The sequence below is a fragment of the Microbaculum mangrovi genome (genome assembly GCF_051390635.1).
GTDB lineage: Bacteria > Pseudomonadota > Alphaproteobacteria > Rhizobiales > Tepidamorphaceae > Microbaculum.
In genome coordinates, this window is the sequence record NZ_JBPODT010000003.1 from 521,548 (window position 1) to 537,908 (window position 16,361).

At 67.0% G+C, this 16,361-nt stretch carries 17 protein-coding genes; 11 read left to right on the plus strand and 6 right to left on the minus strand.

What is annotated here, in order from left to right; translation table 11 throughout:
• Positions 1–251 precede the first annotated feature (251 nt).
• Positions 252–1,439, plus strand: a complete 1,188-nt coding sequence (locus tag ACSF9G_RS15260; RefSeq protein ID WP_436642944.1) for a sensor domain-containing diguanylate cyclase — start codon at positions 252–254, stop codon at positions 1,437–1,439.
• 76 nt (positions 1,440–1,515) lie between these two features.
• Here the strand turns inward: ACSF9G_RS15260 and ACSF9G_RS15265 are convergent, their stop codons facing one another.
• On the minus strand, positions 1,516–1,782 hold the full coding sequence (locus tag ACSF9G_RS15265; protein WP_436642945.1) for a DUF1127 domain-containing protein: 267 nt from the start codon (positions 1,780–1,782) through the stop codon (positions 1,516–1,518).
• 276 nt (positions 1,783–2,058) lie between these two features.
• Here ACSF9G_RS15265 and ACSF9G_RS15270 point away from each other — a divergent pair, with 276 nt between their 5' ends.
• Positions 2,059–2,784 (plus strand): helix-turn-helix transcriptional regulator, encoded by a 726-nt coding sequence (locus ACSF9G_RS15270; RefSeq protein ID WP_436642946.1) that lies wholly within the window; start codon positions 2,059–2,061, stop codon positions 2,782–2,784.
• A 6-nt stretch (positions 2,785–2,790) separates the two neighbouring features.
• Here the strand turns inward: ACSF9G_RS15270 and moaB are convergent, their stop codons facing one another.
• The 4 genes from moaB to ACSF9G_RS15290 all read right to left on the minus strand — a co-directional run bounded on the left by moaB (position 2,791) and on the right by ACSF9G_RS15290 (position 5,193).
• Positions 2,791–3,336, minus strand: a complete 546-nt coding sequence (gene moaB / locus ACSF9G_RS15275; protein ID WP_436642947.1) for a molybdenum cofactor biosynthesis protein B — start codon at positions 3,334–3,336, stop codon at positions 2,791–2,793.
• A 27-nt stretch (positions 3,337–3,363) separates the two neighbouring features.
• Positions 3,364–3,828, minus strand: a complete 465-nt coding sequence (locus ACSF9G_RS15280) for a DUF2214 domain-containing protein (protein WP_436642948.1) — start codon at positions 3,826–3,828, stop codon at positions 3,364–3,366.
• A 22-nt stretch (positions 3,829–3,850) separates the two neighbouring features.
• Positions 3,851–4,255 (minus strand): DUF6152 family protein, encoded by a 405-nt coding sequence (locus tag ACSF9G_RS15285; RefSeq protein ID WP_436642949.1) that lies wholly within the window; start codon positions 4,253–4,255, stop codon positions 3,851–3,853.
• A gap of 86 nt (positions 4,256–4,341) precedes the next feature.
• Entirely contained in the window at positions 4,342–5,193 is an 852-nt protein-coding gene (locus ACSF9G_RS15290) for a uracil-DNA glycosylase (RefSeq protein WP_436642950.1), read from the minus strand.
• A gap of 89 nt (positions 5,194–5,282) precedes the next feature.
• On the opposite strand from ACSF9G_RS15290, the gene ACSF9G_RS15295 reads away from it, so the two are divergent.
• From ACSF9G_RS15295 to ACSF9G_RS15305, 3 genes are all read left to right on the plus strand, one after another.
• Positions 5,283–6,959 carry an electron transfer flavoprotein-ubiquinone oxidoreductase gene (locus tag ACSF9G_RS15295; RefSeq protein WP_436642951.1) on the plus strand — a complete coding sequence of 559 codons (1,677 nt, stop codon included), beginning with the start codon at positions 5,283–5,285 and terminating at the stop codon, positions 6,957–6,959.
• A gap of 156 nt (positions 6,960–7,115) precedes the next feature.
• Entirely contained in the window at positions 7,116–8,888 is a 1,773-nt protein-coding gene (locus tag ACSF9G_RS15300; protein ID WP_436642952.1) for a tetratricopeptide repeat protein, read from the plus strand.
• Positions 8,836–9,813: a 4-(cytidine 5'-diphospho)-2-C-methyl-D-erythritol kinase gene (locus ACSF9G_RS15305; RefSeq protein WP_436642953.1), complete on the plus strand. Its 978-nt coding sequence runs from the start codon at positions 8,836–8,838 to the stop codon at positions 9,811–9,813. Before ACSF9G_RS15300 ends, ACSF9G_RS15305 begins: the two co-directional genes overlap by 53 nt.
• Here the strand turns inward: ACSF9G_RS15305 and ACSF9G_RS15310 are convergent.
• Entirely contained in the window at positions 9,797–10,813 is a 1,017-nt protein-coding gene (locus ACSF9G_RS15310; RefSeq protein ID WP_436642954.1) for a polyprenyl synthetase family protein, read from the minus strand. The genes ACSF9G_RS15305 and ACSF9G_RS15310 overlap by 17 nt on opposite strands.
• A gap of 116 nt (positions 10,814–10,929) precedes the next feature.
• On the opposite strand from ACSF9G_RS15310, the gene ACSF9G_RS15315 reads away from it, so the two are divergent.
• The 6 genes from ACSF9G_RS15315 (at position 10,930) to glyS (ending at position 16,331) form a co-directional block, all read left to right on the plus strand.
• Entirely contained in the window at positions 10,930–11,148 is a 219-nt protein-coding gene (locus ACSF9G_RS15315; RefSeq protein ID WP_436642955.1) for a putative signal transducing protein, read from the plus strand.
• Positions 11,145–11,915: a tRNA1(Val) (adenine(37)-N6)-methyltransferase gene (locus ACSF9G_RS15320; protein WP_436642956.1), complete on the plus strand. Its 771-nt coding sequence runs from the start codon at positions 11,145–11,147 to the stop codon at positions 11,913–11,915. The genes ACSF9G_RS15315 and ACSF9G_RS15320 overlap by 4 nt, the downstream gene beginning before the upstream one ends.
• A 55-nt stretch (positions 11,916–11,970) precedes the next feature.
• Positions 11,971–12,828 carry a S49 family peptidase gene (locus ACSF9G_RS15325; protein ID WP_436642957.1) on the plus strand — a complete coding sequence of 286 codons (858 nt, stop codon included), beginning with the start codon at positions 11,971–11,973 and terminating at the stop codon, positions 12,826–12,828.
• Positions 12,829–12,841: 13 nt separating this feature from the next.
• On the plus strand, positions 12,842–13,039 hold the full coding sequence (locus ACSF9G_RS15330) for a hypothetical protein (protein WP_436642958.1): 198 nt from the start codon (positions 12,842–12,844) through the stop codon (positions 13,037–13,039).
• Between the two features lie 73 nt (positions 13,040–13,112).
• Positions 13,113–14,045, plus strand: coding sequence for a glycine--tRNA ligase subunit alpha (locus tag ACSF9G_RS15335; RefSeq protein WP_436642959.1), 933 nt, complete (start codon positions 13,113–13,115; stop codon positions 14,043–14,045).
• Positions 14,046–14,054: 9 nt separating this feature from the next.
• The gene (gene glyS, locus ACSF9G_RS15340; protein WP_436642960.1) at positions 14,055–16,331 is read left to right on the plus strand and encodes a glycine--tRNA ligase subunit beta; all 2,277 of its coding nucleotides are present in this window, start codon (positions 14,055–14,057) and stop codon (positions 16,329–16,331) included.
• Positions 16,332–16,361 lie beyond the last annotated feature (30 nt).

Consider the following 16,361-nt stretch of genomic DNA (forward strand, 5'->3'; position numbering starts at 1 on the left):
GTCCCGTGGCGCGGTTGGGCGAGCCCCGTGCGGTTCAGAATCGAGGCTATGCAAGGAAACCCCGGCACAAGCGCCGGATTTCTCCTAAATCCGGGATAAATGCCGCGAAAAATGGAGTAAATTTTATGTGTCTCCATTGGTGTTTCCTAGACGAATCGTGGGTCAATTTGGGAACCGCGCAGGGATTGGTGGCGTCTTCGCCGACCTCGAGCGCAGGTTACTTTGGCAAGGGCGTTACGGGTCATACTGCCATGAAGGGTTCGTACACGAAGCTGCTGGGCGCCTTTGGCGCGAACGGGTCCCGCAGGTCCCGATCGGCTCTGCCGCAGTCGTGGCTGTCGCAGCTCGGAAAGAGCCGCAGCGACGACGTTGTACTGGGCGAGGTGACGAAGCTTTTTCAGGCCTGCAAGTCTCTCGATGAGGTTTGCAGGGTTGCCCGCAGCCGGTTGCAGGCGATCTCGCCGAACCTCTCAGGCGGCCTCTACTTGGCCAACGCCGCGGGCGATTACCTGGAAAACGTCATGACGTGGGGCGCGATGGAGTCGAGCGATCAGATGTTCGCCCCCGACGATTGCTGGGCGCTGCGGTGCGGCCGTCCCCACCTGGTCGATCACAAGGACAATCTGGTCGCCTGCTCCCACACCCACGTCGAGGACGGCGCGTGGCATCTGTGCCTGCCGCTGATGGCCCAGGGCGAAGCCCTCGGCATCCTCTACTTCCGGGCCCAGCCGGGCGGCGATATGGCGAGGATCAACAAGAACCTGTCCTCGCACGCCAGGATGCTGTTCTACATGAACTTCTCGGAAACGCTGGCGATGGCGTTGGCCAATATCCGGCTCCGCGAATCACTGCAGCACCAGGCGATCCGCGATCCGCTGACCGGCCTTTTCAACCGGCGCTACCTGCAGGAAACCCTGAGCCGCGAACTCAAGCGGGTGATCCGCTCCGAGGAGCCGCTGACCTACGTGGCGATCGATATCGACCACTTCAAGAAATACAACGACACGCACGGCCACGATGCCGGCGACGCGGTGCTCAAGACCGTCGCCGAGATACTCAAGAACCGCACCCGCGGCGAGGACATCGCCTGTCGGCTCGGTGGCGAGGAATTCGCGCTCGTCTACCCGGGGATGCCGACCGAGGTCGCGGTCACCCGCGTACAGTCGATCCTGCACGAGGTGGAAACGCGCGGAATCACCTACCGCGGGCTTCAGCTCGAGCCGGTCACGATCTCGGCGGGCATCTCCGTTTATCCCCACCACGCGGCGGACCTTGAGTCCCTGCTGCTTTCCGCCGACAGGGCGCTCTATCAATCCAAGAACAACGGGCGCAATCGGGCGACACTTGCTGATCTGGCCGGCGAGCGCGAGGCCGAGACGCCGCCGGTGAAGCTGGTGCACAACAACGTCTCGCCCTTTCGTAGGCGCGCTGCCGGCTGACGGCAGAAAGCAGCAGTAACGCGGAGAAGGGGCCCGTTGCGAAACGGGCCCCTCTCGTTTTTGGCGGTGCGGCATCCTACCGCTCGAAATGGAATCGATCGCCGTTCAGGAGCCGCATCCGTTCGCCGGCATGCGTGGTCGCGACATACCCGATTTCGCTGCGGCTGAGACCGATGTCCTTCAGGGTCCGGTCGTCCAGGGCGTGCAGCTCGCGGCTGGTCCGCCACCGCCAGTATCCGCGTGCCAGCATCCGCAGGCCCCGTGCGAAGGCCGATACGATACTGGTCGAGACGGGCATGGCGGCCTGACGCTGCGACAGGGGGATGACGGGATAGTTCAACATAGTGGCTCTCCTTATGTTTTCCGTGAGCGGCGACCCGGTGGTCCGATCGGAAATCCGGTCTGCCGGGCAGCGCGTGTTCGCGTTGGAAAGCACAATGCGTGAGGCCCCCTGACAGCATTCTGTCAGGAGCACTGACAGGCTCCTGACACCGTGCTGTCAGGAGTGCTAGCGTAGGGTCCGCCGCGCCTGCCTGATGGGGTGTCCCCTTCGGGTGGGGTGTCCCTGTCTGGTGGGGTGTCCCTGTCTGGTGGGGTGTCGCGGAAGGGGAGGGCGCTGATGCGCCGGGCCGATCGCCTGTTCGAAATCATCCAGTTCATGCGCCGCAACGCGTCGGGCACGACGCGTGCCCGCGATCTGAGCGAGGCGCTGGAGGTGTCGGAGCGCACGATCTATCGCGATATCCGCGATCTGATGGCCAGCGGCGTGCCGATCGAGGGCGAGGCCGGTGTCGGCTACGTCCTGCGCGCCGGGTTCGACCTGCCGCCGCTCATGTTCAAGGAGCAGGAGATCGAGGCGCTGGTTCTGGGCGCCCGCATCGTCGAATCATGGGGCGACCGCGAGCTCGCCAAGGCCGCCACCGACGTCATCGCCAAGGTCGAGGCGGTGATCCCGGACCGGCTGCGCGACCACATGGCCAACACGGCGCTGCTCGCACCGTCCCAGCATTTCATGGAGCCGGTCACTTTCGACCTCGCCGAGATGCGGCACGCCGTGCGTCATCGCCTGAAGGTGCATTTCCGCTATACGGATGTGGTCGGCAAGGCGTCGGAACGCACCGTTCGGCCTTTGTCGCTCGCCTATTTCGGACCGATCTGGCTGCTGGCGGCCTGGTGCGAGCTGCGCACCGATTTCCGCACCTTCCGGCTCGATCGTATCGAGGACTTTTCCGTCAGCGCCGATCGCTTCGGCAACGAGCCCGGCAAGACGCTGCACGATTTCCTCAGGCGCAAGCAGCCCTGGACCCGCAGCTCGCTCGCCACCATCGGCGACGAGAGCGAGTAGGCGGCGTCAGCCCTTCGTACGCCGCAGGTGCTCGTCTAGGCGCGGCAGGATCTCGACGAAGTTGCACGGCATGTGCCGGTAGTCGAGCTGTTGCTCCAGGATGCCGTCCCAGGCGTCCTTGCAGGCGCCGGGAGAGCCCGGCAGGCAGAAGACATAGGTGGCGTTGGCGACGCCGCCGGTCGCGCGGCTCTGGATCGTCGAGGTGCCGATCTTCTGGAACGAGATCATCTGGAAGACCTGGCCGAAGCCGTCCATGCGCTTCTCGAACAATGGCTCCACCGCCTCAGGCGTCACGTCGCGCCCGGTGAACCCGGTGCCGCCGGTCGTCAGCACCACGTCGATGGTGTCGTCGTCGATCCAGCATCTCACCTTGGCGCGGATTGTCTCGATGTCGTCGGTGACGATCGCCCGGTCGGCGAGCCTGTGGCCGGCCTTCGTCAGCCGGTCGGCAAGCGTCTGGCCGGACTTGTCGTCGTCGAGCGTCCGCGTGTCTGAAACCGTCAGGACAGCGATGGACAGCGGGATGAACTGGCGGGCGGGCGTGTCGATCATGGTCGGGACTATAGCCGTCTGGGGCCCTCAGAAATAGCCGATCAGCCGCCCCAGCGTGATGACGCTCAGCCACAGCGGAATGGACGCGGCGGCGCACAGCCTGACGGCGCCGGGTATGGTGCCGTCGGGCGCCCCGCGGTCGAGACCCAGAGCGATCCCCGCCACGGCCAGGGCCAGCGCCAGAACCGCCATCTTGGCGCCGAAGAAGGGGGACGCGAGATAGTCGCCCGCGCGGGTGATGAACAGCAGCGCCCCCGCCGTGACCGCGAAGATCAGCCCGACGGCCGCCATCGGCAGCAACACGCCGGCCAGCGTCTTCCGATCGATGCGGTGCCAAAGTCCCAGCAGTCTGAGGTCGTAGGGGACGATCGCCCCGAACAGGAGGGCGATGCCGGCGATATGCGCGGTATTGACCAGCGGATAGAGCCAGACCGAATTCTTCAGCGTTACTGCCAGCGGCAGTCGTTCCAGTCCCGCCAGCGCCTCGAACATGCCAATTGCCGCCTGTCCGGCGCTACGAATCCCGATCCGGATACAGGTCGTGCCTGACCCCGGCGATCGTCAGCCATTCCGCCTTCATCAGCCTGGCGTCGGGATCGGCGGACCGGTGCCCGTGGGCGGTGACCTCGGTGCCGGGCGCAAGCATCGCCTCGGTCAGGCCCGCGCGATCGTTGCGCCATGGCTGGCCGATCTCGACGACCCATTCCTCGCCCTCGAACGCGCCTTTGGCGTCGACCGTCATCTCGCCGTGCGGATTGCCGAGCTTCACCGACGTGATCGTGCCGGTCAGCTCGAATTCCTCGCCGGTCGCCCAGCCCCAGCCGTGGTGGGCCAGGGCCGAAGCTGGATAGAGCGCCGGACCGGCGCCCGTCACGGCGGCCAGACCGGTCATCGTGGCCAGAAAGGTTCTTCGGTTCATGGTCATCTCCCGACGCGTCCCTTCCGGCAAGGGAAGATAGGCCGGCTCCGCCTGGAGGAAAGGGCGCCGGCCTGCGTGTCGAGGGCCTACGTGTCGAGGGCCTTCCTGATCGCCAGGAAGTCGCGCCAGGCGAGCCGCTTCTGCGCCGGCTGGCGTAGCAGATAGGCCGGATGAAGCGTCGCGATCGCCTTGATCGTGCGCTTGCCCGTATCGAAGTCGAACCACTTGCCGCGCAGCTTCAGGATGCCTTCCGACCGGTTCAGCATCTCCTTTGCCGCCGCGCCGCCCAGGAACACGACGATGTCCGGATCGGCGAGTTCGATCTGCCGGTCGATGAACGGCCGGCAGATCTGCGTTTCCTGGGGCGTTGGCGTGCGGTTTCCCGGCGGGCGCCAGTAGACCACATTGGTGATGTAGGCCGACGAGCGGTCGAGCCCGATCGCGGTCAGCATCTTGTCGAGCAGCTTTCCGGCCCGGCCGACGAAGGGCTTGCCCTGGATGTCCTCGTCGGCGCCCGGAGCCTCGCCGATGAACATGACGCGCGCCTCCGGATTGCCGTCGGCGAAGCACAGGTTCTTGGCGGTGAAGCGCAGCGGGCAGCCCTCGAAGCCCTCGAGGATGTGAAGCAGGTCAACCAGCGTGCGCGCCTCGCGCGCCTTCGTCCGCGCCGCCATCACCGGATCGGGGGCGGCGACCTCGGTCCGGGCCGCCGTCGCGCCGGCACGGGGGGACTGGCCGCGCGCACCCGCGTCGGGACCGGGTTCGCCCGCTCCCGACTGCTTCGCCACAGACTCCCCGGGGCCCGGCTCCTTCGCCGCCATCCGGTTGACCGGATGGTTGCCGATCGCCTCGTCTGCGCCGGCCTCCGCCTGCCAGGCAAGCAGGGACCGCGCGGCCGCCCGCGAAGCCTCGTCGTTCAGTTTTTCCCGTTCGCTCACGGTGTTTTTCCACTCCGGTAGTGCGCAGGGGCATTTTAGGCCATAGTGCCGCCGGTTTGCACATAGTCCCGCGTTTGCGGAGGAGAAATATGGCTGAAGAGAACGAGACCCTACCCGAACGGGAGTCCATGGAATTCGATGTCGTTATCGTCGGCGCCGGCCCTGCTGGCCTGGCCGCGGCGATCCGGCTGAAACAGCTCGCCGCCGAGGCCGGCGGCGACATTTCCGTGGTCGTGCTCGAGAAGGGCTCGGAGGTCGGCGCTCATATCCTCTCCGGCGCGGTGATCGATCCCGTGGGTATCGACCGGCTGCTTCCCGGCTGGCGCGACGAGGATACCCCGATCAAGACCAAGGTCACCGAGGACCGCTTCCTGTTCCTCGGCCATTCCGGTTCGATTCGCCTGCCCAACTTCATGATGCCGCCGCTGATGAACAATCACGGCAACTACATCGTCTCGCTTGGCAACGTCTGCCGCTGGCTGTCGACCAAGGCCGAGGAGCTCGGCGTCGAGATCTATCCGGGCTTCGCCGCTGCCGAGGTGCTCTACGACGACGATGGCAGGGTCATCGGCGTCGCCACCGGCGACATGGGCGTGGGCCGCGACGGCAAGCCCAAGGACGGCTTCATGCGCGGCATGGCGCTTATGGGCAAGTACGTGCTGATCGGCGAGGGCGCGCGGGGCTCGCTCGCCAAGATGCTGATTTCCAAGTTCGACCTCGACCGCGACGCCCAGCCGCCGAAATTCGGCATCGGCCTCAAGGAACTCTGGGAAGTTGCGCCTGAAAAGCACAAGCCGGGCCTCGTCCAGCATTCCTTCGGCTGGCCGCTGGATTCGAAAACCGGGGGCGGCTCGTTCCTCTATCACCTCGAGGACAATCAGGTCGCGGTCGGCTTCGTCGTCCACCTCAACTACGAGAATCCCTGGCTGTCGCCGTTCGAGGAGTTCCAGCGCTTCAAGCGGCATCCCGCCGTGGTCGACACCTTCGAGGGCGGCAAGCGGCTCTCGTACGGTGCCCGTGCCATCACCGAGGGCGGTTTCCAGTCGCTTCCCAAGCTCGCCTTCCCGGGCGGTCTGCTGTTGGGATGCGCGGCCGGTCTCGTCAACGTGCCGCGCATCAAGGGCTCTCACAACGCCATCCTGTCGGGCATGATGGCGGCCGAGCACGTCCAGACGGCACTTGCCGCCGGCCGGGCCAACGACGAGCTGACGAAATTCGACGCGGCGCTGCGCGCGTCCGAGATCGGCGCGGACCTGAAAAAGGTGCGCAACGTCAAGCCGTTGTGGTCGAAACTCGGCCTCTACGGCGGCATCGCGCTCGGCGGCCTCGACATGTGGACCAACACCTTCGGCTTCTCGCTGTTCGGCACGCTGGGCCACGGCAAGCCGGATTCGGCGACGCTCAAGCCCGCCGCCGAGTGCCCGAAGATCGACTATCCCAAGCCGGACGGAAAAATCTCGTTCGACCGCCTGTCCTCGGTGTTCCTGTCGAACACCAATCACGAAGAGGACCAGCCGATCCACCTCAGGGTGGGCGACATGGCGCTGCAGAAGTCGAGCGAGCACGACGTCTATGCCGGGCCCTCCTATCGCTACTGCCCTGCGGGTGTGTACGAATGGGTGGAGGAGGGCGAGGACGCGCCGCGCTTCCAGATCAACGCGCAGAACTGCGTCCACTGCAAGACCTGCGATATCAAGGACCCGAACGCCAATATCAACTGGACCGTGCCCGAGGGCGGCGGCGGGCCGAACTATCCGAACATGTAGCGGGTCTGCCCGGCAATCAGGCGGCGCGACCTCGTTGTTAAGTATTCTCGTCGTTAAGTATGGTTGCCGGGACGCCCCAATTCGTCCATCATTTTATGAAAGACGAAAAGGCGACCGACAAGCGCACGGCCGCTAACGCCTAAGGGGCTGACCGATTTGATTGTCAACGGCTTCCACGTACCGCGCCGGACGAGGAATGTCCGGCGTTCGCGGGTTGGCGCGGTTTTCGCCGCGCTCGCCTTCCTCGTGCCGGCACTCGCGTCGACGCCTTCACGCGCCGAGTCGAAGGTCGACGACATCGAGGTGCATTCGCTGGCCGGCAGCTATCTGGCCGGCCGGATAGCCGGCGGCATGCGCGATTCCGCCTCCGCCGCCCGTTTCTTCAGCCTCGCCCTGGAGGCCGATCCCGACAACCTGGCGCTGCTCGACCGCAGTTTCGCTCTGTCGCTTGTGGACGGCGACTTCGAGCACGCGATGGCGACCGCGGCCCATATCGTCAAGCTCGACCCGACCCACCGGGTGGCGCAGCTGGCGCTGGCCGTCGAGGCGCTGCGCGGCCGCCAGTACGCGGTGGCCCAGCGCCATCTCGATCAGGCCGGCAACGGTCCGCTCGCCGAACTGACCGTGGCGCTCCTGCGCGCCTGGAGCGAGGCGGGACTGGGCGATATCGAGCAGGCGCTCGACACCATCGCCTCGCTGTCGGGGCCCGAATGGTACGAGGTTTTCAAGCCCTACCACTCCGGTCTGGTGGCCTCGGTCGGCGGTGACGAGAATGCCTCCGGCGCCTATTTCGAGGAGGCCTATTCCGCCGATACCGATGCGATCCGCATCACCCAGGCCTGGTCCCGCCATCTTGCCAAGGTAGGCCGGACAGAGGAGGCGCTCGAGGTTCTGGCGAAGTTCGAGAGCGTGGTTCCCAATCATCCGCTGATCGAGGCCGCCCGCGCGGACATCGAGGCGGGCCGTGTGCCGGCGCCCATCGTCAAGACCGCGCAGGAAGGCGCCGCCGAGGTGCTGTACGGTATCGGCTCGGCGCTTGGCAGCGAGAATGGCGAGGAATACGCCGCCGTCTATCTGCGGCTCGGCCTCTATCTGGCGCCGCTGAAGCCGCTGGCGACCCTGTCGCTGGCCGACTACTACGAGAAGGTCGGCGATTCGCCGAAGGCGATCGACGTCTATGCGTCGATCCCCGAGGGGTCGCCGCTGCGCGCCAACGCCAACATCCATCGTGCCCTCAATCTCGACGACCTGGATCGCACCGACGAGGCGATCGCCGTCCTCGACGAGGTCATCGTCGCGTATCCCGAGGACGTCGAGGCGATCATCGCGCTCGGCAATATCCTGCGCGGGCGCGAGCGGTTTTCCGAGGCCGCCGATGTCTACACGCGGGCCATCGACCGCATCGGCGCGGCCGAACCGCGCGACTGGGCGCTCTTCTACTTCCGCGGCATGTGCTACGAGCGCGCCAAGCGCTGGCCGCTGGCCGAGCTGGACCTGCAGAAGGCGCTGGAGCTCAATCCCGAGCAGCCGCATGTCCTGAACTATCTCGGCTATTCCTGGGTCGACCAGGGCCTGTATCTCGACGACGCGCTCGACATGATTTCACGCGCCGTCGAGCTGCGTCCCAACGACGGCTACATCGTCGACAGCCTCGGCTGGGCCTACTACCGGCTCGGCCAGTACGAGGACGCCGTGCGCGAGCTGGAGCGGGCCGTCGAGCTGAAGCCCGAGGACCCGATCATCAACGATCATCTCGGTGACGCCTACTGGAAGGTCGGCCGCAAGCGCGAGGCGACGTTCCAGTGGAGTCATGCCAGGGATCTCGATCCCGAGCCGGACGATCTGGCCAAGATCCTCGAGAAGCTGGAAAGCGGCCTTGTCGATAAACCGGACCGGGCAGCGATCGAGCTTCGCCGCAACGACGGCTGAGGCCGAGCGTTCCGTTCCGGTGGCGAACGCGATTACCGAGCACGCTCCCGCCAAGGTCAACCTCGCGCTCGCGGTGACCGGCCGAAGGCGCGACGGCTATCACGTCATTGACACGCTTGCGGTGTTCGCCGATATCGGCGACCGGCTGTCGCTCGAGCCCGCGGCCGAGGTGTCACTCGACGTGTCCGGCCCTTTTGCCGGCGATCTGTCTGACCCTGCGGACAATCTCGTTGTGCGCGCGGCGACGATGCTGCGCGACGCCGCGTCCGAAACGACGCCGGTGCCGGGCGCGCGATTGCGCCTCGAAAAGCATCTGCCGGTCGCCTCCGGTATTGGTGGGGGATCGGCCGACGCCGCGGCCGCGCTGCGCGGGCTGAACCGCCTGTGGCGCCTCGACTGGGCCAGGGAGGACCTCGCCGGTCTCGGCGTCCGGCTTGGCGCCGACATCCCCATGTGTCTGACGAGCCGGCCGCTTCGGGCAACCGGCATCGGCGAGGATATCGCGCCGTTGCGCGGCTTCCCGGCGCTCCATCTCGTTCTGGTCAACCCGGGTTTCGCCGTCTCGACGGCCGAGGTGTTCGCCGGCTGTAACGATCGATTTTCGGGCGATCTGCCCGATCCGTCCTGCGTATCCGATCTGGACTCCGCGCTCACGTGGCTCGGGGATACGGCCAACGATCTCGAAGGCCCGGCTATCCGGATCGCTCCGGTCATCGATGCGGTGCTGAACGCGCTGCGTGCCAGCCAGAGCTGCTTGCTCGCGCGGATGTCGGGCTCGGGTGCCACCTGTTTCGGCATTTATCGCGACGACGCCGCCGCGCGTGCCGCCGCGGCGGCAATTCGCGCCGCCCGGCCGGACTGGTGGGCCGTCACGGCGATAACGGGCGCTGGCGGGCCTGCCGGGCCGGCTAGTACGTCCGGCTGACGCAGAAATCGACGACGTCGGTCAGCGCCTGCCGATAGTCGCTCTTCGGGAAGATCTCCAACGCATCGCGCGCCATGGCGCCGTAGTGCCGGGCCCGGGAAATGGTGTCGTCGAGCGCCCGGTGGGTCGCCATCAGCGCGATGGCCCGTTCGAGATCGGACTCGCTGGCCTGCCGGTCGTTGAGGCAGCGCTTCCAGAACGACCGCTCGTCGTCGTCGCCGCGCCGGTAGGCGAGCAGCACGGGCAGGGTGATCTTGCCGTCGCGGAAGTCGTCGCCGACCCGTTTGCCCAGGTTCGCCTGCGCGCCCGAATAGTCGAGCGCGTCGTCGACGAGCTGGAAGGCGAGGCCGAGATTGGTGCCGTAGGAGCGCAGGGCCCCGCGCTCGCCGGAGCCGCGGCCGGCCACGATCGCACCGACCTCGCAGGCCGCCGCGAACAGGGCGGCGGTCTTCGCCCGGATGACGGCGAGATATTCGTCCTCGTTGGTCGTCGTGTTCTGGGCGGTGACGAGCTGCATCACCTCGCCCTCGGCGATCACCGCCGCCGCGTCCGACAGAACGTCCAGCGCGGGAAGAGATCCGACCTCGACCATCATCTTGAAGGCCTGGCCGAGCAGGAAGTCGCCGACGAGGACGCTCGCCTCGTTGCCCCACACCATGCGGGCCGCGGCCTTGCCGCGCCGCATGTCGCTTTCGTCCACGACGTCGTCGTGCAGCAGCGTGGCGGTGTGCATGAACTCGACACTGGCCGCCAGCTTGATGTGCCCTTCGCCGTCGTAGCCGAACATCTGGGCGCCGGCCAGCGTCAGCATCGGCCGAAGCCGCTTGCCCCCGGACTCGATCAGATGCGCGGCGACCTCCGGGATCAGCTGCACGTCCGATCCCGTCCGGGACAGGATCATTTCGTTGACCCGGGCCATATCGCCGGACACAAGTCCAACGAGTCGTTCAATGCCGGCTTCGGATTCCGGCGGTTTCTGGAGTGATACGACGTTCCCCACGCGTTACCTCGTTCCCGCAACGATCCTGAAGGACATTAGGTTCCCCCATCCCGCGGGGCAATAGCCACAGGACGCGACGAATTGCTAGTCCGGGCCGGCCATGCGACTAATTCGCCATGACAGAGTTGCTCAGAACCAACGATATGGTGCTTTTGTCCTTCGTCGAGGCGCTGCTGAAGGATGCCGGCATCGTCTGCGCCGTCTTCGACCAGAACATGAGCGTGGTCGAAGGCTCCCTCGGCGTGTTGCCGCGACGCTTGCTCGTCGACAGCGAGGCGGTCGACGAGGCGCGCCGGCTGCTGATCGACGCCGGACTCGAAAAAGACCTGAAATGACCGGCGAAACAGCCGAATCTACCGGATTTACCGCCGACGATTTCCTTGGCGGTCGGCTTTCGGTCGTCCAGCCGCGCAAGGGGCATCGCTCGGGCATCGAGGCGGTGCTGATCGCGGCCATGGCGCCGCTGAAGCCGGGCGAGACGCTGATCGACATCGGGTCCGGGGTCGGGGTCGCCGGATTGTGTGCGCTGTGCCGCGTGCCCGAAACGCGCGCAGTGCTGGTGGAGGCCGACCCGGCGACCGCCGGTCTCGCCCGCGACAATTTGAAACGCAACGGTTTCGGCGGCCGCGCCGGCGTCGTCGTCGCCGACGTTACCGTGCGCGGTGCCGTCCGCCGCGCCGGGCTGACGGCGGCGGCCGACCATGCCGTGGCCAACCCGCCCTTCTACGATCCGGCGTCGAGCCGCACGTCGCCGGCCAAGGCCACCGCCCACGCCGCGCCCGACGCCGACCTCGACGCCTGGCTGCGGTTTGCCGCCGCCGCGGTGAAGCCGGGCGGCAGCCTGACGCTGGTTCATCGCGCCGCGGCGCTGGCGACGGTACTCGATGTTTTCGGCAAGCGCTTCGGCGGGGCCGTCGTGCTGCCCGTTCATCCGCGGCCCGGCGAAGCGGCCACCCGCATCGTCGTGCAGGGCCGCAAGGGCAGCCGCGCGCCGCTTGCGATCCTGCCGGGTCTCGTCCTGCACGGGGCGCGGGGCCACGGCTTCCGCGCCGATGTCGAGGCGGTGTTGCGCCAGGGCGCGGCGTTCGAATTGTCGTCTTGATCTTGCGCCCGACGCCTGCGCGATACATGTGTTGGGTCTCGGAGAACGCCGTATGATGCTTTTTGAACGACTTCGCGGGCTGTTGCCGGCAAAATGGCACGAAAGCCATCCGCTGGTGCCGGTGCTGCGCCTGACCGGGCCGATCGGCATGGCGACGCCGTTGCGGCCGGGCCTGTCGCTGTCGGCGCTCGCAGGCCCGCTCGAGGCCGCCTTCAAGATCTCGCGCGCCGTCGCCGTTGCCGTGGTCGTCAACTCGCCGGGCGGCTCGCCGGTGCAGAGCCACCTGATCTTCCAGCGCATCCGTGCGCTCGCCGAGGAGCACGGCAAGCCGGTCTTCGTCTTCATCGAGGACGTCGGCGCGTCGGGCGGGTACATGATCGCGGCCGCCGGCGACGAGATCGTCGTCGATCCCAGTTCCATCGTCGGCTCGATCGGCGTCGTCGCCGCCACCTTCGGCTTCGACAAGGCGATCGAGAAGATCGGCGTGGAGCGGCGTGTCTACACCGCCGGCGATCGCAAGGTGGCGCTCGACCCGTTCCAGCCGGAGAAGCCCGAGGACGTCAAGCGGCTGAAGACGCTGCAGAAGGACGTCCACGCGATGTTCATCGACCTGGTGAAGTCGCGGCGCGGTGCGGCGTTGAAGGGCTCCGACAAGCTGCTGTTCTCCGGCGAGTTCTGGTCCGGCACGAAGGCCGTCGAGCTCGGTCTCGCCGACCGCCTGGGTGACCTGAAGGGCGTTATGAAGGAGCGTTACGGCGACAAGGTGCGCCTCGTGCCGATCTCGACGCAACGCGGCGGCCTGCTCGGCCGGCTGCGGCTGTCTGCATCGCCCGAAGCCGGGGCGGTGCCCTTCGCCGACGATATCGTGTCGGCGATAGAGGCGCGCGCCCTGTGGTCCCGTTTCGGCCTCTAGAGGATCGGCGCGAATGGCAAACCCCCTGCTCATCGGTGGCCTGGTCATGGGCGGCGCCGTTGCCGCCTGGCGGCTGATGCGGGAGCACGGCCGGGGACGGTCCATGTTCGCCAAGCTCCTGCGCGAACCGGCCGAACGGGAACCCGGCGAGATAGTCCATCTCGAACGTGATCCCGCAACCGGCGTCTACAGACCGCAAAAGAAGCGCTGACATGGCGGCACGGTCGTATTGACCGTTACCGGGCGCGCCGATACGGTCCGCGCGCCCAACCCCCAGTGCCGTTATGACAGACAAAGCCGACTATCTCGATCCGACCCATTCCTTCCAGGGCCTCCTGCTGGCGCTGCAGCGCTATTGGGCCGCCTATGGCAGCGTGATCCTGCAGCCCTACGACATGGAGGTCGGCGCCGGCACGTTCCATCCAGCCACCACGCTGCGCTCGCTTGGGCCCGGCCACTGGAACGCCGCCTACGTCCAGCCCTCGCGCCGGCCCAAGGACGGCCGCTACGGCGAGAACCCGAACCGGCTGCAGCACTATTACCAGTTCCAGGTGATCCTCAAGCCGTCGCCGCCGGACCTGCAGGAGCTCTATCTGGGCTCGCTCTACGAGATCGGTATCGATCCGAAGAACCACGATATCCGCTTCGTCGAGGACGACTGGGAAAGCCCGACGCTGGGCGCCTGGGGCCTGGGCTGGGAGGTGTGGTGCGACGGCATGGAGGTCTCGCAGTTCACCTATTTCCAGCAGGTCGCCGGATACGACTGCGCGCCGGTCTCCGGCGAGCTGACCTACGGGCTGGAGCGCCTGGCCATGTACGTGCAGGGCGTCGATAACGTCTACGACCTGAATTTCAACGGCCGCGAGGGCGCCGACAAGGTGACCTATGGCGACGTCTTCCTGCAGGCCGAGAAGGAATACTCGAAGCACAACTTCGAGCACGCCGACACCGAGATGCTGTTCCGCCATTTCCGCGACGCCGAGATGGCCTGCCAGACCTACCTGGACGAGGGGTGGGACGGAGACGACCGCAAGCATCATGGTATGGCGCTTCCCGCCTACGATCAGTGCATCAAGGCGAGCCACGTGTTCAATCTGCTGGACGCGCGCGGCGTCATTTCGGTGACCGAGCGCCAGAGCTACATCCTGCGCGTACGCGAGCTCGCCAAGGGCTGCGGCGAGGCCTGGCTGGCGACCGCCGGCGGCGGGCAGGGATAGGCGACGATCATGCCCGACCTTTTGCTGGAACTGTTCTCCGAGGAAATCCCCGCGCGCATGCAGGGCCGCGCCGCCGAGGATCTGCGCAAGCTCGTGACCGACGCGCTGGTCGATGCCGGGCTGACCTATGAATCGGCGTCCGCCTTCGCGACGCCGCGCCGGCTCACCCTGAACGTCACCGGTGTTCCCGCGCGCAGCCCCGACACGCGGGAAGAGCGAAAGGGGCCCCGCGTCGGCGCGCCCGACAAGGCCCTCGAAGGCTTCCTGAAGGCCGCCGGCCTCGCCTCCATCGACGAGGCAAAGGTCGAAAGCGATCCGAAGAAGGGCGAGTTCTACGTCGCCGTGATCGAGAAGCCCGGCCGCGAGGCGACCGCGGTGATCGCCGATATCGTGCCCGACGTCATCCGGCGTTTTCCCTGGCCGAAGTCGATGCGCTGGGGATCGGGCTCGTTGCGTTGGGTGCGGCCGTTGCAGTCGATCCTCTGCGTGTTCGGGCCGGAGACCGAGGATACCGAGGTCGTCGATTTCGAGGTCGACGGTCTGCGTTCCGGCCGCGTGACGCGCGGGCATCGCTTCATGGCGCCGGATACCTTCGAGGTGCGCCGCTTCGACGATTATGTCGAGAAGCTGGAGAAGGCCTTCGTCGTCCTCGACCCCGAGCGCCGCCGCGAGATCATCCGCACCGACGCCCGCACCCTTGCCTTCGCGCAGGGGCTGGAGGTGGTCGAGGACGAAGGGCTGGTCGAGGAGGTCGCCGGCCTCGTCGAGTGGCCGGTCGTGCTGATGGGCGCCTTCGATCCGGACTTCCTGAAGATCCCGCCGGAAGTGGTGCGCCTGACGATCCGCGCCAATCAGAAGTGCTTCGTCGTGCGCGACCCGAAGACCGGGGCGCTGGCTCCGAACTACCTGCTGGTCTCCAACCTGGCGGCCGAGGATGGCGGCGAGAAGATCGTCGCCGGCAACGGCCGCGTCATCGCCGCGCGCCTGTCCGACGCCCGTTTCTTCTTCGACACCGACCGCAAAACCAAGCTCGACGTCCACGCCGAGAAGCTGCGCGACATCGTCTTCCACGAGAAGCTCGGCACCCAGGCCGAGCGCGTCGACCGGATCGCCCGGCTGGCCAGGGAGCTCGCGCCGCTGATCGGCGCCAACCAGGACGAGGCTGAGCGGGCCGCCCGCCTCGCCAAGGCCGATCTGGTCACCGAAATGGTCGGGGAGTTCCCCGAACTGCAGGGCGTCATGGGCCGCTACTACGCCCTCGACCAGCGCGAGGACGAGGCCGTCGCCGACGCGATCCGCGACCACTACAAGCCCGCCGGCGCCGGCGACGCGGTGCCGACCGCGCCCGTCTCGGTCGCGGTGGCGCTGGCCGACCGGCTCGACATCCTGACCGGCTTCTGGGCGATCGACGAGAAGCCGACCGGCTCCAAGGACCCCTATGCGCTGCGCCGCGCCGCGCTCGGCGTGATCCGTATCGTCCTGACCAACGAGCTGCGCCTGCATCTGCGCTCCATCGCCGCGATGCTGGCCTTCCGCATCGAATCCGAGCGCTCGTCCGACAACGCGCTGGCCCAGGCCATTGACGAGGTGATCGCGACGCGCGGGCTCAATCTGAGCCCGGACGTGCACGACGGGATCGCCGCGGAAATCTATCGCGTCCATCAGCCGGATCTGGAAAAGCTGCCCGGCATCGCCGACGATCTCCTCGCCTTCTTCGCCGACCGCCTGAAGGTGCAGTTGCGCGAGGACGGCGCCCGGCACGATCTGGTCGATGCCGTTTTCGCGTTGGGAGAGCAGGCCAGGGGCGCTTCAGGGGGCTCGTCGGAGACAGGCTCCGATGCGGCGGGCGGCCATCTCGTCCAGGACGACCTGCTGATGATCGTGCGCCGCGTCGAGGCGCTCGGCTCCTTCCTCGACACCGAGGACGGCGCGAGCCTGCTCACGGCCTATCGTCGCGCCTCCAACATCCTGCGCATCGAGGAAAAGAAGGACGGCCGCTCGCACGCCGGCTACGCCGATGCCAAGGCCTTTACCCAGGACGAGGAGCGGACGCTGTTCCAGCGCATAGACGAGGTCGCCAGCGAGGCGGAGAAGGCGCTGCGTCGCGAGGATTTCGCCGGCGCGATGCGTGCCTTGGCGAAGCTGCGCGGCCCCGTCGACGTCTTCTTCGACGAGGTGACGGTCAACGCCGACGATCCGGCCCTGCGCGCAAACCGTCTGCGCCTGCTGTCGCAGATCCGCGCCGCGATGGACCGCGTGGCGGACTTCTCCAGGATCGCCGGCTGAGACACCCCTCTCTCCGCCCGTCCCCTCGAT